Annotated in this window: 25 protein-coding genes; 14 read left to right on the top strand and 11 right to left on the bottom strand. The window is 60.8% G+C overall.

Features of this window, described 5'->3' with window-relative positions; genetic code table 11:
• The 5 genes from glyQ to def all read right to left on the bottom strand — a co-directional run bounded on the left by glyQ (position 1) and on the right by def (position 5,403).
• A complete protein-coding gene (glyQ, locus tag HNR38_RS11365) occupies positions 1–1,026 on the bottom strand; it encodes a glycine--tRNA ligase subunit alpha (protein ID WP_183704091.1) in 1,026 nt (341 codons plus the stop codon).
• Positions 1,027–1,162: 136 nt separating this feature from the next.
• On the bottom strand, positions 1,163–2,566 hold the full coding sequence (gene trkA, locus HNR38_RS11370; protein WP_183704095.1) for a Trk system potassium transporter TrkA: 1,404 nt from the start codon (positions 2,564–2,566) through the stop codon (positions 1,163–1,165).
• Positions 2,563–3,864, bottom strand: coding sequence for a 16S rRNA (cytosine(967)-C(5))-methyltransferase RsmB (gene rsmB / locus HNR38_RS11375; RefSeq protein ID WP_183704097.1), 1,302 nt, complete (start codon positions 3,862–3,864; stop codon positions 2,563–2,565). The genes trkA and rsmB overlap by 4 nt, the downstream gene beginning before the upstream one ends.
• A 2-nt stretch (positions 3,865–3,866) precedes the next feature.
• Positions 3,867–4,802: a methionyl-tRNA formyltransferase gene (gene fmt, locus HNR38_RS11380; protein WP_183704100.1), complete on the bottom strand. Its 936-nt coding sequence runs from the start codon at positions 4,800–4,802 to the stop codon at positions 3,867–3,869.
• Positions 4,803–4,899: 97 nt separating this feature from the next.
• The gene (gene def, locus HNR38_RS11385; protein ID WP_221275777.1) at positions 4,900–5,403 is read right to left on the bottom strand and encodes a peptide deformylase; all 504 of its coding nucleotides are present in this window, start codon (positions 5,401–5,403) and stop codon (positions 4,900–4,902) included.
• A gap of 358 nt (positions 5,404–5,761) precedes the next feature.
• Between def and HNR38_RS11390 the strand changes: the two genes are divergently transcribed.
• The 7 genes from HNR38_RS11390 (at position 5,762) to HNR38_RS11420 (ending at position 12,016) form a co-directional block, all read left to right on the top strand.
• The gene (locus HNR38_RS11390) at positions 5,762–6,778 is read left to right on the top strand and encodes a LysM peptidoglycan-binding domain-containing protein (RefSeq protein WP_183704106.1); all 1,017 of its coding nucleotides are present in this window, start codon (positions 5,762–5,764) and stop codon (positions 6,776–6,778) included.
• 72 nt (positions 6,779–6,850) lie between these two features.
• The gene (gene dprA, locus HNR38_RS11395; RefSeq protein ID WP_183704121.1) at positions 6,851–7,996 is read left to right on the top strand and encodes a DNA-processing protein DprA; all 1,146 of its coding nucleotides are present in this window, start codon (positions 6,851–6,853) and stop codon (positions 7,994–7,996) included.
• A gap of 44 nt (positions 7,997–8,040) precedes the next feature.
• The gene (tsaC, locus tag HNR38_RS11400; protein ID WP_183704133.1) at positions 8,041–8,613 is read left to right on the top strand and encodes an L-threonylcarbamoyladenylate synthase type 1 TsaC; all 573 of its coding nucleotides are present in this window, start codon (positions 8,041–8,043) and stop codon (positions 8,611–8,613) included.
• 8 nt (positions 8,614–8,621) lie between these two features.
• Positions 8,622–9,548: an oxygen-dependent coproporphyrinogen oxidase gene (hemF, locus tag HNR38_RS11405; protein WP_183704136.1), complete on the top strand. Its 927-nt coding sequence runs from the start codon at positions 8,622–8,624 to the stop codon at positions 9,546–9,548.
• Positions 9,541–10,368, top strand: a complete 828-nt coding sequence (gene aroE / locus HNR38_RS11410; RefSeq protein WP_183704139.1) for a shikimate dehydrogenase — start codon at positions 9,541–9,543, stop codon at positions 10,366–10,368. The genes hemF and aroE overlap by 8 nt, the downstream gene beginning before the upstream one ends.
• 34 nt (positions 10,369–10,402) lie before the next feature.
• Positions 10,403–11,176 carry a motility protein A gene (locus HNR38_RS11415; RefSeq protein ID WP_183704142.1) on the top strand — a complete coding sequence of 258 codons (774 nt, stop codon included), beginning with the start codon at positions 10,403–10,405 and terminating at the stop codon, positions 11,174–11,176.
• An 18-nt stretch (positions 11,177–11,194) separates the two neighbouring features.
• Positions 11,195–12,016 carry a flagellar motor protein MotB gene (locus tag HNR38_RS11420; protein ID WP_379919064.1) on the top strand — a complete coding sequence of 274 codons (822 nt, stop codon included), beginning with the start codon at positions 11,195–11,197 and terminating at the stop codon, positions 12,014–12,016.
• 66 nt (positions 12,017–12,082) lie between these two features.
• On the opposite strand, the gene HNR38_RS11425 is transcribed toward HNR38_RS11420, so the two are convergent.
• Both HNR38_RS11425 and HNR38_RS11430 read right to left on the bottom strand, forming a co-directional pair.
• Positions 12,083–12,532 (bottom strand): Hsp20/alpha crystallin family protein, encoded by a 450-nt coding sequence (locus tag HNR38_RS11425; RefSeq protein WP_183704146.1) that lies wholly within the window; start codon positions 12,530–12,532, stop codon positions 12,083–12,085.
• A gap of 181 nt (positions 12,533–12,713) precedes the next feature.
• Positions 12,714–13,250 carry a gamma carbonic anhydrase family protein gene (locus HNR38_RS11430; RefSeq protein ID WP_183704149.1) on the bottom strand — a complete coding sequence of 179 codons (537 nt, stop codon included), beginning with the start codon at positions 13,248–13,250 and terminating at the stop codon, positions 12,714–12,716.
• Positions 13,251–13,450: 200 nt separating this feature from the next.
• Between HNR38_RS11430 and prlC the strand changes: the two genes are divergently transcribed.
• From prlC to ccoG, 4 genes are all read left to right on the top strand, one after another.
• On the top strand, positions 13,451–15,496 hold the full coding sequence (gene prlC, locus HNR38_RS11435; protein WP_183704153.1) for an oligopeptidase A: 2,046 nt from the start codon (positions 13,451–13,453) through the stop codon (positions 15,494–15,496).
• A gap of 60 nt (positions 15,497–15,556) precedes the next feature.
• Complete coding sequence (locus HNR38_RS11440; protein WP_183704156.1) at positions 15,557–15,811, top strand: YheV family putative zinc ribbon protein; 255 nt, start codon at positions 15,557–15,559, stop codon at positions 15,809–15,811.
• A 3-nt stretch (positions 15,812–15,814) separates the two neighbouring features.
• A complete protein-coding gene (locus HNR38_RS11445) occupies positions 15,815–17,224 on the top strand; it encodes an aminotransferase-like domain-containing protein (protein ID WP_183704160.1) in 1,410 nt (469 codons plus the stop codon).
• Positions 17,225–17,321: 97 nt separating this feature from the next.
• The gene (gene ccoG / locus HNR38_RS11450; RefSeq protein WP_183704163.1) at positions 17,322–18,707 is read left to right on the top strand and encodes a cytochrome c oxidase accessory protein CcoG; all 1,386 of its coding nucleotides are present in this window, start codon (positions 17,322–17,324) and stop codon (positions 18,705–18,707) included.
• 52 nt (positions 18,708–18,759) lie between these two features.
• Here ccoG and HNR38_RS11455 read toward each other — a convergent pair whose 3' ends face one another.
• The 4 genes from HNR38_RS11455 to HNR38_RS11470 all read right to left on the bottom strand — a co-directional run bounded on the left by HNR38_RS11455 (position 18,760) and on the right by HNR38_RS11470 (position 22,760).
• Positions 18,760–20,082, bottom strand: coding sequence for a Na+/H+ antiporter family protein (locus HNR38_RS11455; RefSeq protein WP_183704166.1), 1,323 nt, complete (start codon positions 20,080–20,082; stop codon positions 18,760–18,762).
• A gap of 107 nt (positions 20,083–20,189) precedes the next feature.
• On the bottom strand, positions 20,190–20,576 hold the full coding sequence (locus HNR38_RS11460) for a DoxX family membrane protein (protein WP_183704169.1): 387 nt from the start codon (positions 20,574–20,576) through the stop codon (positions 20,190–20,192).
• 72 nt (positions 20,577–20,648) lie between these two features.
• Positions 20,649–21,308 (bottom strand): hypothetical protein, encoded by a 660-nt coding sequence (locus tag HNR38_RS11465; protein WP_183704350.1) that lies wholly within the window; start codon positions 21,306–21,308, stop codon positions 20,649–20,651.
• A gap of 180 nt (positions 21,309–21,488) precedes the next feature.
• Positions 21,489–22,760 (bottom strand): MATE family efflux transporter, encoded by a 1,272-nt coding sequence (locus tag HNR38_RS11470; protein WP_183704352.1) that lies wholly within the window; start codon positions 22,758–22,760, stop codon positions 21,489–21,491.
• A 259-nt stretch (positions 22,761–23,019) separates the two neighbouring features.
• Here HNR38_RS11470 and coxB point away from each other — a divergent pair, with 259 nt between their 5' ends.
• The 3 genes from coxB to HNR38_RS11485 are packed head-to-tail and all read left to right on the top strand — an operon-like array spanning position 23,020 to position 26,732.
• Positions 23,020–24,150: a cytochrome c oxidase subunit II gene (coxB, locus tag HNR38_RS11475; RefSeq protein ID WP_183704172.1), complete on the top strand. Its 1,131-nt coding sequence runs from the start codon at positions 23,020–23,022 to the stop codon at positions 24,148–24,150.
• Between the two features lie 58 nt (positions 24,151–24,208).
• Complete coding sequence (gene ctaD, locus HNR38_RS11480; protein WP_183704175.1) at positions 24,209–25,792, top strand: cytochrome c oxidase subunit I; 1,584 nt, start codon at positions 24,209–24,211, stop codon at positions 25,790–25,792.
• 52 nt (positions 25,793–25,844) lie between these two features.
• Complete coding sequence (locus tag HNR38_RS11485; RefSeq protein ID WP_183704178.1) at positions 25,845–26,732, top strand: cytochrome c oxidase subunit 3; 888 nt, start codon at positions 25,845–25,847, stop codon at positions 26,730–26,732.
• Positions 26,733–26,734: the final 2 nt, after the last annotated feature.

The raw sequence follows: 26,734 nt of genomic DNA on the forward strand, positions 1-26,734 counted from the left end.
TTATGCGTTCCCCTGTTCCTGCTGTGCCTTCTTCGCTTGCTTGCCTTTCTTCTTGGCGGCCTTGGCGTCTGCCGCTTCGGCGGCGGCCAGGACTTCCTCACGCAGGGCCTGTGGCGCCAGCGGGAAGCCGAGCTTGCGGCGGCTGTCAAAGTAGGCCTGGGCAACGGAGCGTGCCAGGGTGCGAACGCGCAGGATGAAACGCTGGCGCTCGGTGACCGAGATGGCGTGGCGTGCATCCAGCAGGTTGAAAGTATGGGAGGCCTTGAGCACCTGCTCATAGGCCGGCAGTGGCAGGCCCGCTTCAATTAGCCGGGCGCTTTCCCGTTCGTGCACATCAAAACTGTGGAACAGGAACTCGGTGTCTGCGTGCTCGAAGTTGTAGGTGGACATTTCCACTTCGTTCTGGTGGAACACGTCGCCGTAGGTGACCACGCCATCCGGGCTCTTGGTCCAGACCAGGTCGTACACGCTGTCCACACCCTGCAGGTACATGGCAATGCGCTCCAGGCCGTAGGTCAGCTCGCCGGTGACCGGGTAGCATTCCAGGCCACCCACCTGCTGGAAGTAGGTGAACTGGGTGACTTCCATGCCGTTGAGCCAGATTTCCCAGCCCAGGCCCCAGGCACCCAGGGTTGGCGATTCCCAGTTGTCTTCAACAAAGCGGATGTCGTGTACCAGCGGGTCCAGGCCCAGCGCCCGCAGGGAGTCCAGGTACAGTTCCTGGATGTTGTCCGGGGACGGTTTCAGTACCACCTGAAACTGGTAGTAGTGTTGCAGCCGGTTGGGGTTCTCGCCGTAACGGCCGTCGGTGGGCCGGCGGCTGGGCTGAACGTAGGCGGAGTTCCAGGTTTCCGGGCCGATGGAGCGCAGGAAGGTGGCCGGGTGAAAGGTGCCGGCGCCCACTTCCATGTCCAGGGGCTGGAGAACCACGCAGCCGTGCTGCGCCCAGAAGTTCTGCAATGCCAGGATCAGACCCTGAAAGGTCTGGAGATCCGGTGCGGGGTTGTTGCTTGCCTTGTCTGTCACGACGTTTGCCTGCTGGTCAGTCTGTGTGTGGCGCTCCGGCCTCACCGGGCGCCCGGAAATTTTGAAACGCGCATTATACGCTTGCCGGGCCGGTATTTCTAAGTGCCGTCCAGGTGTCTGTTTTGAAGGGGATCCCTCAGAAGAAGGTGAGGCCCACCTGGAACAGTTTTTCCACTTCCCGGATACGGGATTTGTCCACCAGGAACAGGATCACATGGTCGTCCGGCTGAACCCGCAGATGGTCATGGGCGATGAGTACGTCGTTGTGACGGACGATGGCGCCGATGGTGGTGCCCGGTGGCAGGTTGATCTCGTCGAGCCGTTTGCCCACCACCTTGGAGGATCGGTGATCGCCATGGGCGATGGCCTCAATGGCCTCGGCGGCGCCCCGGCGCAGTGAGTGAACGTTCACAACGTCGCCCCGCCTCACGTGGGTCAGCAGGCTGCCGATGGTGGTCTGCTGGGGTGAGATGGCCACATCGATATCGCCGCCCTGGATCAGGTCCACATAGTCCGGGTTGTTGATCAGGGTCAGCACCTTGCGCACGCCCAGCCGCTTGGCCAGCAGGGACGCCATGATGTTGGCTTCATCATCGTTGGTGACGGCGCAGAAGACATCGGTGTTCTCGATGTTCTCCTCGAGCAGGATGTCCTTGTCGGCGGCACTGCCTTCGAGCACCACGGTTTTCTTCAGGCGCTCGGAGAGCATCACGCAGCGTTCATGGCCACGCTCAAGGATTTTTACCTGGAACCGGTCTTCCAGATCGGTGGCCAGACGGAAGCCGATGTTGCCGCCGCCACAGATAAAGATGCGTTTGTAGGGTTTCTCCAGGGGCTGGAGCTCGCTCATGACCGAACGGATGTGGTCGGTGGCGGCAATGAAGAAGACCTCGTCGCCGTCTTCAATGATCGTGTCGCCATGGGGCATGATCGCCCGGTCCTTGCGGAAGATGGCGGCTACCCGGGTGTCGATCCGCGGCATGTGGGTGCGCAGGTAGGACAGCTCGTGGCCCACCAGCGGGCCGCCCTGGGTGGCCCTGATAGCCACCAGACGGGCCAGGCCCTTGGAGAATTCCAGCACCTGCAGGGCGCCCGGGTATTCGATCAGCCGGCGGATATGCCGGGTTACCAGTTGTTCCGGGCTGATGGTCACGTCCACCGGAAAGCCCCGCAGCCGGTCCAGTTCCTTGGTCATGTCCTTGTTGTAGAACAGCTCTTTTCGGGACAGGTAGGCGTTGGCCCGGACCCGGCAGATGGTGGTGGGGGTCTTGTACAGGATCTTGCTGACCTGGCAGGCCACCATGTTGGTTTCATCGCTGTTGGTGACGGCGATGATCATGTCGGCGTCTTCGGCCCCGGCATCCTGGAGGTTGGTCGGGTAGGAGGCATGGCCGTGCATGGTCCGGATATCCAGGCGGTCCTGCAGTTCCCGGAGGCGGGCACTGTCGCTGTCCACCACGGTGATGTCATTGGCTTCATTGGCGAGGTTTTCGGCCAGGGTTCCGCCTACCTGGCCCGCTCCGAGAATCAGGATTTTCATGTTTCGGGTTTCTCCAGTACGGCGTAGAAAAAGCCGTCATGACTGTCGGGGGCTGGCAGCAGTTGCCGCCCGGCCTGCAGCTCCAGACCCCAGGGCGCCTGGATGGGCACCAGGCTTGCCTGGTCCTGCTGTTTGAGGAATCGTTGGATTATACGGTGGTTTTCCTGGGGAAACACTGAGCAGGTGGCGTACACCAGCCGGCCCCCGGGTTTCAGGATGCGCCACATGGCATCCAGCAGCCCCAACTGGATGCCGGCCAGCGGGGCAATATCGGACTCCCGGCGCAGCAGCTTGATGTCCGGGTGGCGCCGGATCACCCCGGTGGCACTGCAGGGCACGTCCAGCAGAATGCGGTCGAAGCCCTGGCCGTCCCACCACTGGTCAATGTCGGCGGCGTCGGCCTCCTGCAGGGTGGCGTCCAGGTCGAGCCGGTCCAGGTTTTCCTGTATCCGGGGCAGGCGCTCAGCGGACTCGTCCACCGCCACCACTTCGGCCAGTTCCGGCTGGCTCTCCAGAATGGCGCAGGTTTTCCCGCCCGGCGCGGCACAGGCATCGAGAACCCGCTGGCCCGGCTTGAGATCGAGCAGCGTGGTGCACAGTTGGGCGGCTTCGTCCTGAACGCTGACGGCGCCATCGGCAAACCAGGGCAACTGGTCGACCGGTGCCGGCCGCTCCAGTTGAATGCCCATGGGGGCGAACCGGGTCGGCCGGGCTCCGATACCGGCTTCAGCCAGCAGGTCCAGGTAGTGTTCACGGCTGAACCGGCGGGCGTTGACCCGCAGGGTCATGGGCGCCTGGATGTTGTTGGCCTCCAGCACCGCCTGCCAGTGCTCCGGCCAGTTATGGCGCAGTTTCTCAATCATCCACTGGGGATGACTGAACCGGCTGCTTTCGTCTTTTGTTTCCGGGGTGCCTTCACGTTCCGCGGCCCGGAGCACGCCATTGACCAGCCCGGTCAGATGGGGTTTGTCCAGGGTCCGGCAGGCTTCCACCGACTCGTTGAGAACGGCGTAGGTGGCCTGCTCGCTGTAGCGTAGCTGGAACAGTGCCACCAGCATCAGGTGATGAATGATGCGGTCCGGCTTGCGCAGGGGCTTTTTCAGCCGCTGGCGCAGTTCGCCGTCAAGCCGGTGGAACCAGCGACAGGTGCCGTAGCAGATGGCCTGTAACTGGGGGCGTTGCTCGGGCGCCAGCCGACTCAGTGCCGGGGGCAGGCACTGGGACAGGGAGTCGCCGTTTTCGACGTCGAGAAGAACCTCGGCGGCGACCGCACGCAGAAGCCGGGGCTGACTGACCATGGTTAGTGCAGCTCCTGGCCGGGCATGAGTACCGGCTTGCCGCCGTTGATCAGATCGCTGACGCTCTGGGCCCGGGTGCCGGGCAACTGGACCCGCTCGATCCTCAGGGTGCCGGTGCCGCAGGCCACATCAATGCCATCCCGCTCACGGCGCAACACGGTGCCGGCGGGTTGGTCACTGTTATCGGGCAGGGCCCGGGCGCCATGGATACGTACCCGTTCACCGTCCAGTTCCGTGTAGGTGCCGGGCCAGGGATTGAAGGCGCGGATCAGTCGTTCAAGCTCGGCTGCTGGGCGTTGCCAGTCCAGGTGCCCTTCCTCCTTGCTGAGCTTGCGGGCATAGCAGGCTTCGGCTTCATCCTGCGGTTCGGCTACCAGCTGGCCTTCAACGAGTCCGGCGAGCGCTTCGATGATGGCCTCACCCCCCATGGTGGCCAGGCGGTCGTGCAGGCTGCCACCGGTGTCGTCAGCCTCAATGGGCGTGGCGACGCGCAGCAGCATGGCCCCGGTGTCCAGGCCCTCGTCCATCTGCATGATGGTGATCCCGGTTTCTTCGTCACCGGCGGCAATGGCACGCTGGATCGGCGCCGCACCCCGCCAGCGGGGCAGCAGCGAGGCGTGAATGTTGAGGCAGCCCAGGCCGGGAATGTCGAGAACGGCGGCCGGCAGGATCAGGCCGTAAGCCGCCACCACCATGACGTCGGGTTTCAGGTCTGCCAGTTGTTGCTGGGCTTCCGGGGTTTTAAGGCTTTCGGGCTGGAAGACCGGGATGTCGGTTTCCAGAGCCACCTGTTTGACCGGGCTGGGCAGCAGTTTGCGACCACGGCCAGCGGGCCGGTCCGGCTGGGTATAGACGCCCACCAGGTGGTGGCCGGCTTCGATCAGGGTTTTCAGGGCGGTGGCAGCAAAATCCGGGGTGCCGGCAAAAACGACTCGCACGGTGGTTCAGTCTCTGTGTCGGTGATACAAAAGGACCGGGCCCAAGCCCGGTCCTTGTGGGGCCATGGCCCCAGTCTAACGGATGTGGTGCTGCCGGTCAGGCGCTCTTCTTGTGGAGCTTTTCCAGCTTCTTGCGGATGCGGTTGCGTTTGAGGGCGCTCAGGTAGTCCACGAACAGTTTGCCGTTCAGGTGGTCCATCTCATGCTGGATACACACGGCGAGCAGATCCCGGGCCTCGATTTCGAACGCGGCGCCATTGCGATCCATCGCCCGGATCCGGCAGTGTTCGATCCGTTCCACGTCCTCGTAGAAGCCGGGCACAGAAAGGCAGCCCTCCTGCATGGCCTGGGCATCGCCATCCAGCACGTCCACTTCAGGATTGATGAACACCCGGGGTTCGGTTTTGTCTTCGGACAGATCCATCACGATGATCTGTTTGTGGACATTGATCTGGGTGGCCGCCAGTCCGATGCCCTGGGCGTCGTACATGGTTTCAAGCATGTCGTCGATCAGGGTGCGGATGTCGTCGGTCACCTCGTCCACCGGCTTGGCGATGGTCCGAAGCCGCGGGTCCGGGTATTCCAGAATTTCTCGTATCATGTCGCTCCAGCTTTCGGTCTGTCGTTGCGGTACGCTCATTGCCGGAAATGCGAAAGCGTACTGCGTAAATTCCTCGTATCCCACTATCATGGACAGTGGCGATCGGTGGCTTATGGCTCTATTATCCGATAAATCGTCGATTGATTACAAACTGATCAGTTGATAGCCAAAACGCTATCAAACGCTGGTGAAATTGTTCGTAGAAACAGAAGATAAGGCTACAAAGTTCACAACATCTTCTATAGTAACGGGAATAGCAACATAATATGCTGCGGGTTAACTGCTGCGACAGTACCGAGGCCGAGGAACCTCTGAAAACGTTCCCCAAGAGACAAGCTCGCAATCAAGGACATAGATCATGAGGAAACTGCTGTACGCTCTGGCAGCATCGGCGCTGCTGTTTACATCCTGGGTCCAGGCACAGCCGGAGCTCAGGTCGGATCACCCCGAGCGTTACACGGTCGTCAAGGGAGACACCCTGTGGGATATTTCCGCACGCTTTCTGAATAATCCCTGGTACTGGCCGGAAATCTGGCACGTCAATCCGCAGGTGGCCAACCCGCACCTGATCTATCCGGGAGACCGCCTTGCCCTGGTGTACATTGATGGCAAACCGCGGGTGACCAAAGTGGCCTCGAACGGTGTGGTCAAGCTGTCCCCGAAGGTGCGGTCAGAGCCGATCGACACGCCCATTCCCACCATTCCCCTGGATGCTATTTCCGGTTTCCTGACCGATACCCGGATTGTTTCTCCAGAGCAAATCAATGACGCGCCCTACGTGCTGGAAGGTGAGGATGGCCGCATCATTACCGGCGCGGGCGACAAACTCTATGCCCGGGGCGAGAAGCCTGCCGATCGGGTGGGTATCTTCCGGCGCAGCAAGGAATTTGTCGATCCGGAGACCGGCGAGTTCCTGGGCCTTGAGGCACGCAGCATTGCCCGGGGCAATGTGGCTTCTGAACACGGCGATGTGCTCACCGTGGATATTACCCGTTCCTCGGAGGAGGTCCGGATAGGGGATCGCCTGCTGGTCAGCGAAGACCGTCGCCTGACCACCAGCTTTGTGCCGAGTTCCCCGGATAAAACCATCGAAGGCCAGATGATCTCTGTGGACGGCGGGGTGAACCAGATCGGGCAGTACGATGTGGTCGCGATCAACCGGGGTGAACGTGAGGGCCTGGAAGCCGGCAACGTGCTGGCGGTGCTCAAGAGTGGCAACCGGGTCCGCGACCCGATGACCGATGAAACCATTGAGCTGCCTTCCGAGCGGGCGGGTCTGCTGATGGTGTTCCAGGTCTATGAAAAGATGAGTTATGGCCTGGTACTGCAGGCCAGTCGACCGCTGTCTGTGGGTGATCAGGTCACCAATCCCTGAGATACCCCGGGGCCGGATTCAGCGACTAAAAAACCGGGCCGGAGTGCCCGGTTTTCTGTTCAAGGATGAACCATGTCAGATCCAACCCTTCTGACGTCACCGGACGTCCGGTGGCTTCTGCTTTCCCTCCTGCCCGGCTTCGGCCTTCGCGTCCGTGAACGGGTGTCGGCAAACACCGATGCCCTGACGGATATCCTCGGCATGAGTCCGGCCAGCCTTCAGGCGCTGACGGTGCCCAAAGCCGCACGGGAGGCGGTGCTCGCCTGGCAGGCGGGTGACAGTGCTCACCCGGTGATGGCGCGGGTAACGGCTATCCTCGAGTCCTGTAACCACCATGGCATTGCGCTGGTGGGCCAGGACCATCATCACTTTCCCGAGGCGCTTCGCCAGATTCACGGCGCGCCCCTGCTGCTTTATGCCCTGGGCGACACTGCCTTGCTAGGCCGGGATCAGATCGCCATTGTCGGCAGCCGCAATGCCACCCGGGCTGGGCTGGATCATGCCCGGCGGTTTGCGGCGGTTCTGGGGGAGCGGGGGCTGCTGGTCACCAGTGGCCTGGCCCTGGGCATTGACGGTGCGGCCCATGCCGGGGCGCTGGATGGCGGTTTTGCCACCCTGGCGGTCATCGGCTGTGGCCTGGACCGGATCTACCCCGCCCAGCACCGTAAACTGGCCCACCGGGTGATTGAGCACGGGCTGATTGTCTCCGAGTACCCGCCGGGCACCCAGGCCCGGGCGGCCCACTTTCCCCAGCGTAACCGGATCATCAGCGGTCTGGCCCGGGGTGTGCTGGTGGTCGAGGCCGGCCTGAAAAGCGGGTCGCTGATCACTGCCCGACTGGCGCTGGAACAGGGCCGGGAAGTCTTTGCCATCCCCGGCTCGGTTCACAGCCCGGTGGCAAGAGGGTGTCACCAGTTGATCCGGCAGGGGGCCTGTCTGGTAGAAACCGTCGACGATGTGCTGGAGGAGCTGGGTACCTGGTGGTCCCTGGCCTCGCAACCCGACGGCCATCAGGGGCGACAGCCACCGGCACAACTGGAACATCTGGACAGCCGTGAAATCGCGGTATTCGAGGCTTTGGGGTATGATCCACAGTCTACCGATGCGCTGGGTCAGGCAACCGGCCTGCCGGCGGACCAGTTGATGCAGTCCCTGCTGTTGCTTGAACTTGAAGGGCTGGTCAGCACCGTCCCGGGAGGCTACCTGAAAATCGCCTGAGCCACGCATCCTGTCCATATTTCAACAGGTTATGCGATGTCATCATGCTGGCAACATCCCCTCTGAGCGCCTGGCAGCAGCCGTTGATCCGACGTTCGCTGCGAACCGGAGGCGTTATTGCCTATCCCACCGAAGCGGTTTGGGGTCTGGGCTGCGATCCCTGGGACCAACAGGCTGTTGAGCGCATTCTGGCACTCAAACAACGTCCGGTTGAGAAGGGCGTGATTCTGGTGGCCGCCTCGGTTGAGCAGGTCCAGTTCCTGCTTGATCCTCTGCCCCAGACGATGCAGGAACAGGCCATGTCTTTCTGGCCGGGGCCGGTCACCTGCCTGTTACCGGACCTGCAGCGACAGGTGCCGGACTGGGTGCGGGGACGGCACACCTCGATTGCGGTCAGGGTCAGTGACCATCCGGTGGTGCGTGCCCTGTGCGAAACGGCGGGTATGCCCCTGGTTTCCACGTCCTGTAACCCTGCCGGCCGCCAGCCGGCGCGCCATATCTGGCAGGTCCGCCGGTATTTCGGCAACCGGCTTGACCGGATTGTGCCCGGGGCCTTGGGCGGCAATCGCAATCCCAGCCGCATTATTGATATTGTCACCGGAAACCAGCTTCGTTAGGAGAATCCATGTCACAACAGCCGGATAGCCAGGCGGTCAAGGAATACCTGCTCGGGCTTCAGGAAAGCATCTGTCAGCGCCTGGAAGCCGTGGATGGTCAGGCCCGTTTCATCCGTGACAGCTGGCAGCGTTCCGAGGGTGGCGGTGGCGCCAGCCGCGTGATCACCGACGGCGCCGTGTTCGAGAAAGGCGGGGTCAATTTCTCCCACGTCATGGGGGACACCATGCCGCCGTCTGCCACCGCGCACCGCCCTCACCTGGCCGGCGCGCCCTGGCAGGCCATGGGTGTTTCCCTGGTGATCCACCCGAAGAACCCCTATGTGCCCACCTCGCACGCCAATGTCCGCTTTTTCATAGCGACCCCGGCGGACAGTGAGCCGGTGTACTGGTTTGGCGGTGGTTATGACCTGACCCCCTATTACGGTTTCGAGCGCGACTGTGTGGACTGGCACCGCACCGCCCGCAACGCCTGCCGCCCCTTCGGTGACGATGTCTATCCCCGGTTCAAGGAATGGTGCGACGACTACTTCTATATCAAGCACCGGCAGGAACCCCGTGGCGTTGGCGGGCTTTTCTTTGATGATTACAACACCGGCGAGTTTGATCAGGATTTCGCCTTCATGAAGGCCGTGGGCGACAGTTACGTGGAAGCCTATGAACCCATCGTGCGTCGACGTATGGATCATGACTGGGGCGAACGGGAGCGGGAGTTCCAGCTCTATCGCCGGGGCCGCTATGTGGAATTCAACCTGGTCTATGACCGGGGTACGTTGTTTGGCCTGCAGTCCGGCGGCCGTACCGAGTCTATCCTGATGTCACTGCCACCCCTGGTGCGTTGGGACTACGACCGGCGCCCGGAACCGGGCAGTGAGGAGGCCCGGCTGACCGAGTACTTCCTGACCGCCCGCAACTGGCTGGAGGGCGACGATGCCTGATCAGCTCTATGCCGTGGTGGGCCATCCCATCAGCCACAGTAAATCCCCTCGCATTCACAGCCTGTTTGCCCGGAATACCGGGGAGCCGGTGGAGTACACCGCCATCCAGGCACCGCTGGAAGGCTTTGAGAGCACGGTCAGGGAGTTTTTTGAGCGTGGCGGCCAGGGCCTGAATGTCACCGTACCCTTCAAGGAGCAGGCCTGGAAACTGGCGGAACAACGGACGGCTCGCGCCCAGAAGGCCGGAGCTGCCAACACCCTCTATCAGGATCAAGACGGCGCGCTGGTGGCCGATAACACAGATGGTGCCGGCCTGGTACGGGATCTGCGTGACAACCACCGGGTCACCCTGGCAGGCGCCCGGGTGCTGATTCTGGGAGCCGGTGGTGCGGTCCGGGGTGTTCTGGGCCCCATCCTGGCGCAAAAGCCGGCGGCGGTGACCATTGCCAACCGCACGGTGGCCCGGGCCGAGACTCTGGTGCAGCTGTTTTCCGAAGACGCAGGTGACACCCGGCTGGATGCCTGCGGCTTTGAACAGCCGGACGCGCCCTACGATGTGATCATCAACGGCACCAGTGCCAGCCTGCAGGGGGATCTGCCCCCGGTCTCGGAAAAGGTGATCGGAGTGGATACCGTGGTCTATGACATGATGTACTCTCTGCAGACCACGACCTTTAACCAGTGGGCGCTGGATCATGGTGCCCGTCATGTATTCGACGGGCTGGGCATGCTGGTGGAGCAGGCCGCGGAATCCTTCCGTGTCTGGCGTGGCGTTATGCCGGAAACCGCCCCGGTCATTGAACAACTGAGAACTGACTGACGCCGGGCAGCCGGCTGTCTGAAAAGGACTGTTCATGGACATTCTTACGCTTGTCGGGCTGTTGGCCGGCATACTCATCGTACTGCTCGCGATGCTGGCGGATGCCACTGTTGCCACCTTCCTGAACCTGCCGGGCCTGGCCATCGTGGTGGGCGGCACCTTTGCGGTTACCCTGATCAAGTTCCGGATGGCGTCCGTGGTCAGTGCCTTCAGGCTGGCCTTCAAGGCAACCTTCACCGACCATTTGCCCCGGCCGGCAGAGCTTATCCGTGAGGTGGCGGTGCTGGCGCGGGTGGTCCGCAAGGAAGGGCTGCTGGGCCTGGAAAACCACGAAACCGGCGACGAATTCCTGCAGAAAGCCATCAACCTCTGTGTTGACGGCCACCCGCCGGAACTGGTGGAGGAAGCCCTGTGGCAGGAAAGCGACCAGACCGCAGAACGCTACGAAGTGGCCGAGCGCGTATTCCGCGGTATTGGCGAATCGGCGCCGGCCATCGGCATGCTCGGGACCCTGGTGGGCCTGGTCCAGATGCTGAAAACCCTGGATGATCCCTCCTCTATTGGCCCGGCCATGGCCATAGCCCTTTTGACCACCCTGTACGGTTCCTTCATCGCCCAGTTGATCGCCCTGCCCCTGGCCGACAAGCTTCAGCTCAAGGCGGAGGACGATGCCCGCAATCAGACCCTGATCATCACCTCCATCAAGAGCATCATGCGGGGCGAGAACCCGCGGGTGATGACCGAAATTCTTTCGTCGTACGTGACACCGGAACATCGCAACAAGATCGAAGATCAGCAGGAGGCCTGACGTTTGCGGACCTTGCGGGTGGCGAGAAAGAAAAAGCAGAAAAAGGGCAACCCGGACTGGATCGTCACCTTTGCCGATCTGGCCACCCTGTTGCTGACCTTTTTCATCCTGCTGTTGTCTTTTTCCAAGATGGATGTCGAAAAATACCGCTCCATGGCCAATTCCATGGCCATGGCCTTCGGTACCGATAACGTGATCGGCGAAGACATCGGCGGGTCACCGGTGAGCAATGTGACGTCTGATGCGGTCTCCCTGCCCGAGCCTTCCGAATCCCTGCAGGAACAGCCGGAGTTTATTGACGAGCGCAGTGATGGCTCCGAAGACACTACCCAGATCCCCGGTGGCGTGCTGGACCTGGCCACGCGCCTGGTACAGGAACTGGAATCGGAAGTGGCGTCAGACGCTCTGCATATCAATTACGACGAGGATCAGGTGGTGATCCGCTTCTCCGAGGAGGCGACCTTCCCGTCCGGCGAGGCCACCATCAAGCCGGAAATGATCCCGATCATCGAGCGCGTGGTGGATGTGCTCAGTGGCTGCACCGGGGATGTACTGGTGTCCGGCCATACGGACGACCGGCCGATCTCCAGCAGTCAGTACCGTTCGAACTGGGATCTGTCGGCAGCGCGGGCGGTATCGGTGGTGCATGAGCTGGTGCTGAACCGGCAGATACCGGCAGACCGGGTGGTGGCCGCCGGGCGCGCCGAGACCCGTCCCCTGGTCCCGAACACCTCGGCTGAAAACCGGGCCCAGAACCGTCGGGTGGAGATTGCCATCCGTAATCCCGAGTGTGGTAACGACGTGCCCACCGAGGACCTGCCGGTGGAAATCCTGCCCTGAAAAAAGGGGCGGCGCCCCGGCTGCATGGGATGCCGGAGCCCGCCCATCAGGCCTTGGAGGAAGGGGTTACTGAACTTCGACCTCAATTGCTTTGGGTTCTTTCGGCTCGGCCTTCTGGACCGTCAGGGTCAGCAGGCCGTCCTTGAAGCTGGCTTTCACACTGTTCTCGTCCACGTTGTCGGGCAGTGTGAAGCGCCGCAGGAAGCTGCCGTAGAAGCGCTCGACACGGTGATGTTTCCTGTCCTGGTTATCTTCCTCAATACTGCGCTCGCCCTGAATGGAGAGCACGCCGTCATGAACGGTGACTTTGACATCGTCCTTGTTCATGCCCGGCAGTTCGGCTTCCACCAGGAAGGCCTCTGGTGTTTCCTTGATGTCCACCGCCGGTGACCAGTCACTGCGGCTGAACAGGTCCTTGCTGTCGCGATCATTGCGGGCAAGGCCGAACATCCGGTTGTAACGGTTCATCAGGTCGTCGAATTCGCTGATTGGATTCCAGCGTGTGATGTTGCTCATGGGAACTCCTCCTTTTTAACGATAACGAATCTGAGGTTGTCATCAGCTTCGCTCGCGGAACAGCTCCATACCGGTGGCGCCAGCCGGATGGTATCCGTGAACTTCTGCTATTCACGAATGTAGGATCGGCTGGTGCATTTTCAAGGGCGGGTTTTCGTGGTTTGATCTGAATCAGAGGGGCTCACCCCTCTGCCAGGTATTCATCCTTGAGTTTCACGTAGTTGGCAGCCGTGTAGCGGAAGAAGGTTTTTTCCTTGTCGCTCAGTGCCCGGGCCTGTTTGCAGGGGGAGCCGACATACAGGTAACCGGATTCCAGCCGCTTGCCCGGAGGCACGAGGGTGCCGGCGCCGATGATCACTTCGTCTTCCACCACGGCCCCATCCATGACGGTGCAGCCCATGCCCACCAGTACCCGGCTGCCGATGGTGCAGCCATGCAGCAGTGCCTTGTGGCCGACGGTGACGTCATCACCAATGGTGAGCGGGTAGCCGCCGGGGTTGTAGTCGCTGGCATGGGTGATGTGCAGTACCGAGCCATCCTGGATGCTGCAGCGATCACCGATACGGATGCGGTGCATATCACCCCGGATTACCGTCATCGGCCAGACCGAGCAATCCTCGCCGGTGACAACATCACCGATCACCACCGCGCTGTCGTCCACCCACGAGCGTTCGCCAAATTGTGGTGTGATACCCTTGTGAGTTCGTACATTCGCCATTACATATACCTCAACATTGTACAAATACGGTGCAAGATGCCGGTGGGGGAAGGCTTTCAGAAACACGCTCCTGCGGCACATCCTTGTGGCGCTTGGGCTCCGCCATCCCTGGCTCCGCACAGTTTCTGAAAGCCTTCCCCCACCAGCACCCGTAGTTTGGTGCAAGCTATCTCATAAACGAACTGCTGAGAAGGGCCTTTATGAACAACCCGCTACTGACTGACGATCTGCTGCCGAGGTTCGACCACGTCCGCATCGAACATATGGAACCGGCGATTGACCAGATTCTCAGCGAGAACCGGATGAAAATTCCACAGCTGGCCGCCCAGGAGGATCCAGTCTGGGAGACCCTGGCCCAGCCCATGCAGGGACTGGAAAACCGGCTGGAAAATGCCTGGTCGGTGATTTCCCACCTCAATGGCGTGGCGAACAACGACGAGTTACGTCAGGTCTACAAGCGGTGCCTGGAAAAACTCACCGAATACAGCACCGAGATCAGCCAGAACGCCCAGCTGTGTGAAGCCTACAAAAAGCTGGCTGCGAGAGAGGATTTCCAGCAGCTGAGCCAGGCCCAGCGCAAGTCGGTTGAAAATACCCTTCGGGATTTCCGGCTCGGCGGTGTGGACCTGCCCGAGGACAAGAAGAAGGAGTATGCCGAGCTGTCCCGGGAGCTGGCGGAGCTGTCCAACAAGTTCAGCGATAACGTGCTGGATGCCACCCAGCACTGGTACAAACACATCACCGACGTTGACGAGCTTTCCGGCCTGCCGGAATCGGCGATCGACGGTGCCAGGCAGGCTGCCGAGCAGAAAGGACTGGACGGTTATGTGATTACCCTGGATTTCCCGAGCTTCTTCCCGGTCATGACCTACGGCGACAATCGCGATCTGCGTCGGGAAGTCTATGAGGCCTTTGTCACCCGTGCCTCGGATCAGGGCCCGGATGCCGGCCACTGGGATAACACCCCGGTGATGGCGGAAATCCTCAAGCGCCGCCATGCCATGGCCAAACTCCTGGGTTTTGACAACTATGCCGAGCTGTCGCTGGCCACCAAGATGGCCCGCAGCGTTGAGGAAGTCATGGACTTCCTGAATCAGCTGGCAGCCAAGTCCAAGCCCCAGGCCGAAAAAGAGTTTGCCGATCTGAAGGCCTTCGTCAAAGACGAATACGGGGTCGAGGAATTGCAGGCCTGGGACGTGGGCTACTACAGCGAAAAACTGCGCCAGAAGCGTTACGACATTTCCCCGGAAACCCTGCGTCCCTGGTTCCCGGCGGACAAGGTCGTCGGCGGCCTGTTCCGTGTGGCCGAGAAGCTGTTCAACGTGCAGATCGAGGAAAAGCCGGAGGTGGAAACCTGGCATGCCGATGCCACAGCCTATTGCATTAGCCGTGATGGCGAGCCAGTGGCCTGGTTTTATCTGGACCCCTTCGCCCGTCAGGGCAAACGGGGCGGTGCCTGGATGGCGGACTGCCGAGTGCGCTGGCGCAACCTGCGCGGCCAGCTCCAGCTTCCGGTAGCGTTCCTGACCTGCAACTTTACCCCGCCTGTGAAGGGCAAGCCGTCACTGCTGACCCACGATGAAGTGACCACCCTGTTCCACGAATTCGGGCATGGGCTGCATCACATGCTCACACAAGTGGATGTGATGGATGTCTCTGGCATCAACGGCGTGGCCTGGGACGCGGTGGAACTGCCGAGCCAGTTCCTGGAAAACTGGTGCTGGGACCCCGAATCCCTGGCCCTGATCGCCAGCCATCATGAAACCGGCGAGCCACTGCCGCAGGATCTGCTGGACAAGCTGCTGGCGGCGAAGAACTTCCAGTCCGGTATGGCCATGGTACGTCAGTTGGAGTTCTCGCTGTTTGATTTCCGTCTGCACGCGGAATTCACCGAGGAGCGGCCCACCAACCCGCTGGATATGCACCGCAAGGTGCGTGAAGAGATCGCCGTGATCGAAGCGCCGGCGTTCAATCGCTTCCCCAATGCCTTCTCCCACATCTTCGCCGGTGGTTATGCGGCCGGCTATTACAGCTACAAGTGGGCGGAAGTACTGGCGGCGGATGCCTTCTCCCTGTTTGAGGAAAACGGCATTTTCCACACCGAAACCGGTGAGGCCTTTCTGAGCAATATTCTGGAGAAAGGCGGCTCCCGGGAACCCATGGAACTGTTCAAGGCGTTCCGTGGCCGGGAGCCCCGGGTGGATGCGCTGCTGCGGCAGACCGGCATCACGGACGACGCCGCCTGATTGATATACTGGCAGCCGGCCGCCGTTGAGGCGGCCGGTATTGCGATCTGGAGTTGAATTATGGCAAGTCCGAAACGCTTCATCGCCGGCGCTGTCTGCCCACGCTGCGCCGAGATGGACAAAATCATGATGTTCACCGATGACAACGACGAGCAGATACGCGAGTGCGTGGCCTGTGGCTTCACTGATGCCATGTCGGATCAGGAGCAGCCGGCGAATCCCGAACTGGAAACGCGGGTGAACCAGCGCGATAACAAGGACGACCACACGGTCAAGCAGGTGGTGTTCTTCAAGGCATCGGCGGACGATGACTGAGCATTGACGGACGGGCTCCATCGTTACCGTGCCCTGGAGCAATGGCTGCTCAAGGGGATCTCTGAAGGCCGGTGGCCGGTGCATGGGCGGTTGCCGTCCATCCGTGAGCTTTGTGCCCGACGCGGCCTGTCCAAAGCGACGGTGCAACATGCTCTGCGACGGCTTGAAGCCCGGGGTCTGGTAGAGGCTCGTCCCAAGGCTGGTTACTTTGTGGCCCGGTTGCCGGAGTCCCTTTCTCCTCCCAGCCTCAAAGCCCGACTGGATGCACCGCGGCCGGTTACCATAAGCAGTCTGCTGTTGGACATCATGGCGCGCAACGGGGCGTTTGACCTGAGACCGGCCCTGGCAACGGGCGATGCCCCGTCCGGCATTACGGCGCTCAACCGGGCTATAGGCCGGGCGCTTCGCCGCCAGCGCCGTTCCAGTTACCAGTATTACGATGAACCGGCAGGCGACCCGGGGTTCCGTGAACAGCTGGCACTGCGCTACGCCCGTCGTGGTTGGCCGGTCACCGTGGACGAACTCTGTGTCACCTCCGGATGCCAGCATGCGCTATTCCTTGCCCTGATGGCCTGTTGTAGTGCCGGTGATGTGGTAGCGGTAGAGACTCCGGGTTTTTACGGTGTGCTTCAGTTGCTGCAGCAACTGAACCTTAAGGTGATCGAAATACCGGCCAGTTCCGGGACCGGTATGGATATGGACGCGCTGGAACAGGCGTTGAGGCGCTGGGACATCCGGGCATGCGTGGTTTCCCCGGCGTTTGCCACGCCCGGCGGCGCACTGATGCCGGACCGGGCTCGGGACCGGCTGATGGCATTGGCGGAGACCCATAACCTGGCCATCATTGAGGATGACATCTACGCCGAAACCGGGTTTGATCAGGTGCCGGACCCGCTCAAGGCCAGAGATGTCAGCGCCCGGGTTATCCACTGCAGTTCTTTCTCCAAGGTGTTGTCCCGTGACCTGCGTCTGGGCTGGATTGCCGGCGGGCGCTGGCATGATCGCATCCTGCATCTGAAAATGGTCACGCAACTGGCCAGCAGCCGGTATTTGCAGCAGGGCGTGGCGGATTATATGAGCGAAGGTGCTCTGAATGCCCACCTGCGCCGGGAACGTATCCGTCTGCGGGAACAGCGGGATCAGCTTCTGGATGAGATTCACCAGTGGCCGGGCGCTTTGCGGGTCACCGTCCCTGTGGGTGGCCTGGCGCTCTGGCTGGAGTTGCCGGAGATCTGTGACACCTTGGCGGCCTATCAGGATGCACTCAAAGCGAACATTGTGATCACGCCGGGCCCGCTGTTTTCAGCCTCGGGCGATTACGCCAATGGCCTGCGTTTGAGTTTTGCCCATCCCTGGAATGAGCATCGGCGGGAGGCCCTTGGCCAGTTACCCGGCCTACTCGGTCTTTCGTGAGTCTGATCTGTCCCTATCGAAAATAAAAAATGTGAGCCTGCACCGATCACCATCGCCGCCCTAGCCTGTCGGAAAGCAACCGATATGAGAATGAACGATGGGCGAGCAGATACCACTTCACACCGTTACACCGGACCGGAGCCGGTTCACGGACAGCGGAAAAATTCAGACCCGTAGCTTCACCGGTTACTTCCGGCGCTTGCGCATCATCGGGTGTTCGGTCCTGTTTTTACTGTTTTTTGGCACCGTCTGGCTCAGTTGGGGTGGCCGTCAGGCAGTGCTCTGGGACCTGTCGACCCGCCAGTTCCATATCTTCGGTAGTACGTTCTGGCCGGAGGATCTGGTGCTGCTTTCGGCGATTCTCATCATTTGTGCCTTTGGGCTGTTTTTCGTGACCGTGCTGGCTGGCCGGGTATGGTGCGGCTATGCCTGCCCGCAGAGTGTCTGGACCTGGGTTTTTCTCTGGGTTGAGAAAGTGACCGAGGGTGACCGCCACCAGCGTCTGCGCCTGGACAACGCCCCAATGACCCGGCACAAATTTCTCAGGCGCGCCCGAAAGCACGCGTTGTGGCTGCTCATCAGTCTGGCCACCGGAATCACCTTTGTGGGGTATTTCACGCCGATCCGTGAACTGGCCCAGGACATGGCCACTCTGCAGGTTGGTGGCATGGCCCTGTTCTGGGTGTTCTTCTTCACTCTGGCCACTTACCTCAATGCCGGCTGGTTGCGGGAGAAAGTCTGCCTCCATATGTGCCCCTACGGTCGTTTCCAGTCGTCCATGCTGGACGAGGATTCACTGTTGATTACATACGATGTGGCGCGGGGTGAACCCCGAGGGGCTCGGAAGAAAGAGGCGGATTACCGTTCACAGGGCCTGGGTGATTGCATTGACTGTCAGATGTGCGTGCAGGTTTGTCCTACGGGTATCGATATTCGCGATGGGTTGCAGATGGAATGCATTGGCTGTGCGGCATGCATCGATGCTTGTGATTCCATCATGGACAGGATGGGTTACGACAGAGGCCTGATTCGCTATACCAGTGAGCGCGCGTTGAAAGGCGGTCGCCCGAGGATCCTGCGACCGAAACTGCTGGGTTACGCGGCCTTGCTGCTGGTGATGATTGGCGCCTTTGGCTGGGGCCTTGTCTCACGCCCACTGCTGACCCTTGATGTCTCGAAGGACCGGGGCCTGTACCGATACACCGCGGGCGGAGATGTCGAGAACAGCTATGTGCTTACTGTGCGCAACAAGGAACGGTCACCAAGAACCTATCATTTGCAGGTGGCGGGGCTTGAAGGGGCGCAGTTGAACCGGTCGGTCTCCGGTCAGGTACCAGGCGGAAAGGCTGTCGATATTCCGGTCGCTATCTCAATGGACGCCAGGGATCTGAAGCAGCCGAGCAACCCGGTGGAGTTTCGCCTGGTCTTTGATCATGGCGTGACGGTGAGCGAAAGCAGTCAGTTCACCGCTGCGGTGCGTTGAATCCCGGGGACGCCAGGAGGTCTTTCCTGACCTGGAGTCCCCGGGGTTGGTATCAGAGCACCATCGCCGCCAGCCAGCCGAACGCCAGCAGGGGCAGGTTGTAGTGCAGGAAGGTGGGTACCACGGTATCCCAGATGTGGTTGTGCTGGCCGTCCACGTTCAGGCCGGCGGTCGGGCCGAGGGTGGAGTCGGAAGCCGGTGAACCGGCATCCCCCAGGGCACCGGCGGTGCCAACCAGGGCCAGGATGGCCAAGGGGCTGAAGCCCAGTTCCATGGCCAGGGGCACATACAGCGCCGCAATGATCGGGATGGTGGAGAACGACGAGCCGATGCCCATGGTGATCAGCAGGCCCACCACCAGCATCAGCAGTGCCGCCATGGCCTTGTTGTCGCCGATGGCCGCTACGGAGCCTTCCACCAGGCTGGCGATGTCACCGGTCTCCCGCATGACTTCGGCAAAGCCGTTGGCGGCGATCATGATGAAGCCGATCATCGCCAGCATCTTCATGCCTTCGGTAAACAGGTCATCGGCTTCTTTCCATTTCACCACGCCGGAAATGTTGAACAGCACGAAGCCGGCCAGGGCACCCAGAATCATGGAGCCGAGCCAGAGCTGGACCACGAACGCCACGATAATGGCGGCGATGGCCATGAACAGGGTTTTCGAGTTGTATTTCACGTCCACGCGCTCGGTTTGCTCAATGCGCTCCAGGTCGTAGCTGCGGCCACCCCGGTAGCTGAAGAACACCGCAATCAACAGGCCAATGAGCATGCCCAGGGCCGGTAGCGCCATGGCAGCCATGACGTTCAGGTTCTCCGGGTTGATGCCGTTGTCTTGCACGTTGGCCAGCAGGATCTCGTTCAGGTAGATGCCGCCAAAGCCGACCGGCAGGAACATGTACGGTGTGATCAGGCCGAAGGTCAGCACGCAGGCGACCAGGCGGCGGTCCATATTCAGCTTCGCCATGACGTACAGCAGGGGCGGCACCACCAGTGGAATAAAGGCGATGTGGATCGGCAGGATGTTCTGTGAGGACACGGCAATGGCCAGCAGTAAGCCGATGATCGCAAAACGGATGCCTTTGCCGGCACTGTTCTCACCCTGGCGTCCGACCATGGTCAGCGCCTTGTCGGCCAGGGCGTGGGCCAGGCCGGATTTTCCGATGGCAACGGCGAAAGCGCCCAGGGTGGCGTAGGACAGGGCTACGGTGGCACCGCCGCCGAGACCGGTGTTGAAGGCGTTGATGGTGTCGTCAAGGGACATGCCGGCCACCAGGCCGCCGGATATGGCGCCCACGATCAGCGCGACGACAACATGGATGCGGCACAGGCTCAGAACGAGCATGATCAGTACCGCGGCAACTACGGCATTCATGGCAGACTCCGGACAGGAATTGTGGATTTACCGGCGCTTTTGGGGCGCCGGCAGTCAGAAAAGTGCGCTAATTTGCAGGAAATGCCCTGCGTAGTCAAAGCGACAGGTCAATTCTTGAGCTTGTACTTACCCGGACCGAGGAATACCAGGGCAATGGCGTTCAGCAGGAAGAACAGCTGCAGTTCCAGGGCCAGCCCGCCATGGCTGTTGAGTGCCAGCAGTTCGTGGGTGTGGGCCAGGACGATGGCGACAATCATGTTCAGCGCAATCAGCAGGGCGCCGATCCGGGTCTGGTAGCCGAGGATCACCATCAGCGGAGCCAGCACCTCGCCAATGTACACGCCCCAGGCCAGCACGGCCGGCAGGTTGTGACTGACCAGCAGGCTTTCGATAAAGCCCACACCATTGAGAATCTTGGCAACGCCATGGAACAGCAGCAGGCCACCGAGGGTCAGGCGGATTAGGAGTTTTCCGAGGTCGGCATTATCGAGCACGTTGTCATCTCCGTGGTTGAGTTCTGAATGCCACGAAGAATACTGGTTTTCCGGAGAAGATTCAGTGATCTGTTACGGTAGAGGCTGGCCGGCGGTGCCCAGCCGGAAGTGTATGTGGTTGCGCTCCAGCAGGCTTTCCCAGTAGTTGCGCATCCAGTCCCAGGCCCGGTTGTTGACCTGGTCAATGAAGGGCTCAAGGTCCAGATGGTAGAAGTCCGGGGTGCCGGCGAGCTGGACCACGGTGATGGTAATGGCATCGTCGAGTTCGTTGGCGAAAGGTTCGCCGATCAACTCGTGGGCCAGCAGGTTGGCGCGGGTGGCTTCCAGATCAATCAGTTCCCCGGCGCGCATGGAACGGTTGTTATCATGCATCTCTTCCATCAGTCGATGGCACTGATAGGCACGGATCAACAGGCCATCCAGCCCGTCGTACTTGAGTAGCAGCACAGAAGGCCGGGTGAAATAGCGGGTGGCAGCGTCAATAAACGGCTGGAACAGGCTTTTCTGGCCGGCTTCCATGGCACAGGCTTCCACGCACTCGATCAGCCGCGGTGCCATTTCGATGTACTCGATCACGAACCGGAACAGGCAGTTGGCCGGCTGATGGCAGTCGACCATCACCGATGAAGGCAACCGGTGGACGGTGTCCTTCATCTGACGGAAGAACGTGCCTGAACGGGCTTCCTGGCGTCGGGCATGATCGATGATTTCAAGCACGGCCTGTGGAGTCATTTCTGCCGCAGCCAATGTCTCGGAAAATTGGGGTCGCAAGGCGCCTCCGTGCCAGCCGGTGGAGTCGGGGCGGAGTCCTTGGCGGCCCGCCATTTACGCATAGTGTAGTCAAGATTTCGGCGCCTGCCTGAAGAATTGAGTGACAATCATTCACACATTGATCAGTCGCGGGGCCGGGTTTCAGGTGTCGCGGAACCAGGTCCCCCGGCGTGTGTAGCGGTAGCAAAGCCAACCCATGCTCACCGCCCTGGCCAGCATCAGGCAGATCAGCGACAGCCACAGGCCGTGGTTGCCCCAGCCGGTACTGAGCCACCACACGGGCAGGAATACGCCCAGGGCGGAAAACAGCATGGTGTTCTGCATTTCCCGGGTGCGGGTGGCACCGATGAAGACGCCGTCCAGAAGAAAGCCCCAAACGGCAGCGAAAGGCAGCAGCCACAGCCAGGGCAGGTATTGCCAGGCGGTGGTCCGGACCTCTTCAATGCCGGTGAGCAGGGCGATCAGCCACCGGCCACCCAGGACAAACCCGATGGTCAGCGCCAGTGCCCCCCAGAGGGACCAGCGCAGGGCACTGCGGAATACCGCGCGGAAACGCGGCCGGCTGCGCTTGCCGACGGCCTCGCCGATCAGTGCCTCGGCGGCATTGGCAAAACCATCCAGAGCGTTGGAGATCACCAGAAGGAACGTAATCAGCACGGCGTTGGCGGCCAGAATGGTATCGCCCTGTCTGGCTCCCTGGGCGGTAAAGAAGGCCAGAGCCAGCAGAAGCGCAATGGTGCGCACCATGATGTAGCGGTTTACCTGGAGGATCTTCAGGTAATCGGCCAGCCGGCCCAGCAGTTCGCGGGTCATCCGCTGGCCCTCGGGCATGCGCCGGAGCACAATGGCCAGGCCGATCAGGGTGGCGCCGTATTCGGCCATCACCGTGGCCATGGCCACACCCCGGCTGTTCCAGCCCAGTACCGTCACAAAAAAGACATCCAGCAGGATGTTGATGCCGTTGGCGATGATCAGCATGACCATGGGCCCGCGTGGGTACTGGTTGCCGATCAGCCAGCCGACCAGAGTGTACTGGCACAGCACGGCGGGCGCGCTCCAGATCCGGATGCCGGCGTATTCCGCCGCCAGTTCCGCTACCGACTCACTCGGATTCATCAGTTCCAGGCCCAGCCTTATCAGGGGCTGGTGCAGCAGAATCAGCAGCAGGCCAATAACCACCGCCAGTAACAGTGAGCGCACCAGCAGGGCCACCTGGGCGAAAGCGTCCCGCTGACCCCAGGCCTGGGCAGCGAGGCCTGTGGTGCCCATGCGCATGAAACCGAAGGTCCAGTAAAGAATACTGAACAGGTTGGCGCCCACCGCCACGGCACCGAGGTATTCCGGGCTTTCAAGGTGGCCGAGGACCGCGGTATCGACCAGGCCGAGCAACGGGACCGTCAGGTTGGTCAGCATCAGGGGCCAGGCCAGGGCCCACAGGCGCCGGTCAGTGATGCTGATGCGCGGTTTATAAGCTGTATTTCTCAAAATTTTCTGCTTATCCGTATTGGATTTAAGGATTTTTTAGAAATTTTTTGATCTGTGTCTATACTTCCTAATGATGTATCCGTATGAAGACTTTTTCTCCAGACTCCCGGTGTGGCTCGGAATCCTGGCCAGAAAGGTCAGACAAAGCCGCAGTAAACCGACAAGAATAACACTACGGAGACACAGTATGCGCGTGCGAGGCAAGCGGCTAACTCCTGTGGTCGCGCTCTTGGGTCTTTTGTCCCCGGCCATGGCGATGGCGGACTGGACCCTCAATATGTCACCGGGTGTCACCGGCACCAGTAACCAGATCTTCAGCCTTCACATGACCATCCTCTGGATCTGTGTCGCCATAGGCGTGGTGGTGTTCGGGGTCATGTTCTGGTCGATTCTGGCCCACCGGAAATCCCAGGGCCATAAGCCGGCCAATTTCCATGAAAACACCGTGGTGGAAATTCTCTGGACCATTGTGCCGTTTGCCATTCTGGTGGCCATGGCCATTCCGGCCACCGCGACCCTGGTGGAGATGTACGACACCACCGATGCCGATCTGGATATCCGGGTAACCGGCTATCAGTGGAAGTGGCAGTACGAGTACGTCGATCAGGAATTTGGCTATTTTTCCAATCTGGCGACACCGGCGGACCAGATCCGCAACCGCCAGAACAAGGGGGAGAACTACCTGTTGGAAGTGGACAACCCGCTGGTCATTCCGGTTGGCCAGAAGGTGCGCTTTCTGCTGACGTCCAACGATGTTATCCACTCCTGGTGGGTACCGGCGTTCGGGGTCAAGAAAGATGCCATTCCGGGCTTTATCAATGAAGCCTGGGTGAAGGTGGAGGAACCGGGCACCTACCGGGGCCAGTGTACCGAGCTCTGTGGCAAGAACCACGGTTTTATGCCGGTGGTGGTGGAGGCCGTGCCCCAGGACGAATACGACACCTGGGTGGCCGACCAGAAAGCGGCAGCCGAGAAGGAACGGGAGCTGACCCAGAAAGACTGGACCATGGAAGAGCTGATGGCCCGGGGTGAACAGACCTACCAGACCACCTGTGCGTCCTGTCACCAGCCTGACGGCAGTGGTTCGCCCCCGGCGTTCCCGGCGCTCAAGGGCAGTGCGATTGCCACCGGCGATGTTCAGGGGCATCTGGATATAGTGGTCAACGGCAAGTCGGGTACTGCCATGCAGGCGTTCGGCAGCCAGCTGAGCGAAGTGGACCTTGCAGCAGTGGTGACCTTCGAGCGTAACGCCTGGGGCAATAACACCGGGGATATGGTCACGCCCAAGCAGGTGCTGGACTTCAAGAACCAGCAGTAACGGGACAACAATAATCAATGAACGCCAGCCGCACTGAACGGCGGTAACGGGGGGTTTCATGAGCGCGGTTGCAGATACCCACACCCAGGAACATCACCATGGTCCGGCCAGGGGCATCAGCCGCTGGTTGCTGACCACGAACCACAAGGACATCGGGACCATGTACCTGGTGTTCAGCTTTGCCATGTTCCTTCTTGGCGGCAGCATGGCCATGGTGATCCGGGCGGAGCTGTTCCAGCCCGGCCTGCAGATTGTCGAGCCGGAATTCTTCAACCAGATGACCACCATGCACGGGTTGATCATGGTGTTTGGCGCGGTCATGCCGGCCTTCGTGGGACTGGCCAACTGGATGCTGCCGCTGATGATCGGCGCGCCAGACATGGCGTTGCCGCGTATGAACAACTGGAGCTTCTGGCTGCTGCCCTGTGCCTTTCTGATTCTGGTCTCCACCCTGTTCATGCAGGGCGGTGCGCCCAATTTCGGCTGGACCTTCTACGCGCCCCTGTCCACCACCTACGGGCCGCCGAGTACCACCTTCTTTATCTTTGCCATCCACATCATGGGGGTGTCATCGATCATGGGCGCCATCAACGTGATCGCCACCATCCTGAACCTGCGGGCCCCAGGCATGACCCTGATGAAAATGCCCCTGTTCGTCTGGACCTGGCTGATCACCGCGTTTTTGCTGATTGCCGTCATGCCGGTGCTGGCGGGCGTGGTCACCATGATGCTGATGGACATCAACTTCGGTACCAGTTTCTTTGATGCCTCCGGCGGCGGCGACCCGGTGCTGTTCCAGCATGTGTTCTGGTTCTTCGGGCACCCCGAGGTCTATATCATGATCCTGCCGGCATTCGGGGCCATCTCCCACATTGTGTCGGCCTTCTCCCGAAAATCGCTGTTCGGCTACTCGTCCATGGTGTATGCCGTCGGGGCCATCGCGCTGCTCTCGTTCATCGTCTGGGCCCACCACATGTTCACCGTCGGGGTGCCGCTGGCCGGCCAGCTGTTCTTCATGTACGCGACCTTGCTGATTGCTGTGCCCACCGGGGTTAAAGTGTTCAACTGGGTGACCACCATGTTCCGGGGCTCGCTGAGTTTCGAGGCTCCCATGCTGTTCGCGGTGGCCTTTATCGTGCTATTCACCATCGGCGGTTTTTCCGGCCTGATGCTGGCCATCGCCCCGGCCGACTTCCAGTACCATGACACCTATTTCGTGGTGGCCCACTTCCATTACGTGCTGGTGCCGGGTGCCATCTTCGGCATTTTTGCCGCCGCCTATTTCTGGCTGCCCAAGTGGACCGGGCACATGTACGACGAGACCCTGGCCAAGACCCATTTCTGGATGTCGTTTGTGGGCATGAACCTGGCGTTCTTCCCGATGCACTTCCTGGGCCTGGCGGGGATGCCGCGCCGGATTCCGGATTACGCGTTGCAGTTTGCTGACTTCAATATGGTGTCCAGCATCGGTGCCTTCATGTTCGGCGCCACGCAGTTGCTGTTCCTGTTTATCGTTGTGAAGTGTGTTCGGGGTGGTGAGAAAGCACCGGCCAAACCCTGGGATGGTGCAGAGGGTCTGGAGTGGACCCTGCCGTCACCGGCGCCCTACCACACCTTTGAGACGCCGCCGGAAATTAAATAACAACCGGCAGATCGGGTGACAACCAACAACGGCCAAGCCATCGGAGGCTGTTATGGCGGATAACCAGAGCTATTACGTTCCGGAGCAGAGCAAATGGCCAATCGTTGCCACGGTTGGCCTGGGCGTCACCCTCTACGGGGTGGCGTCGATCCTGGTGAATGGCAACCAGGGTGAGAGCACCACAGCGTCCTGGGTGATGTTCTTTGTCGGCGCGCTGATCATGGCGTACATGCTGTTTGGCTGGTTTGGCAGTGTCATCCGGGAAGGCCGGGCGGGCCTGTACAGTGATCAGATGGACCGGTCGTTCCGGTGGGGCATGGGCTGGTTCATCTTCTCGGAAGTGATGTTCTTCGCCGCCTTCTTCGGTGCTCTGTTCTATGTTCGGATGTTTGCCGTGCCCTGGCTGGGTGGCGAAGGGGACAGGGGCTCATCGTCCATGCTGTGGGAAGGTTTCAATGCCACCTGGCCGTTGATCCAGAACCCCGATCCGGAGGCGTTTCCGGGGCCCAGCGAGGTGGTCGGCCCCTGGGGGCTGCCCCTGATCAATACCATCCTGCTGGTGTCGTCGTCTTTCACCATCACGGTTGCCCACCATGCGCTCAAGGCGGACAACCGGCAGAAACTCAAGCTCTGGCTGGGGCTGACCATTGCGCTGGGGCTGGCTTTTCTGGTGCTGCAGGCGGAAGAGTATGTGCACGCTTACCAGGAGCTGCAACTGACACTGGATTCCGGGATCTACGGCAGTACCTTTTTTATGCTGACCGGCTTCCATGGCGCCCACGTGACCCTGGGCACGCTGATGCTGATTATCATGCTGGTGCGGATCTTCAAGGGGCATTTCACCGCCGACAGTCATTTCGGCTTTGAAGCCGCGGCCTGGTACTGGCACTTCGTCGATGTGGTCTGGCTGGGCCTGTTTGTGTTTGTGTACATCCTCTGACG

The sequence above is a fragment of the Marinobacter oulmenensis genome (assembly GCF_014201735.1).
Taxonomy (GTDB): Bacteria; Pseudomonadota; Gammaproteobacteria; order Pseudomonadales; family Oleiphilaceae; genus Marinobacter; species Marinobacter oulmenensis.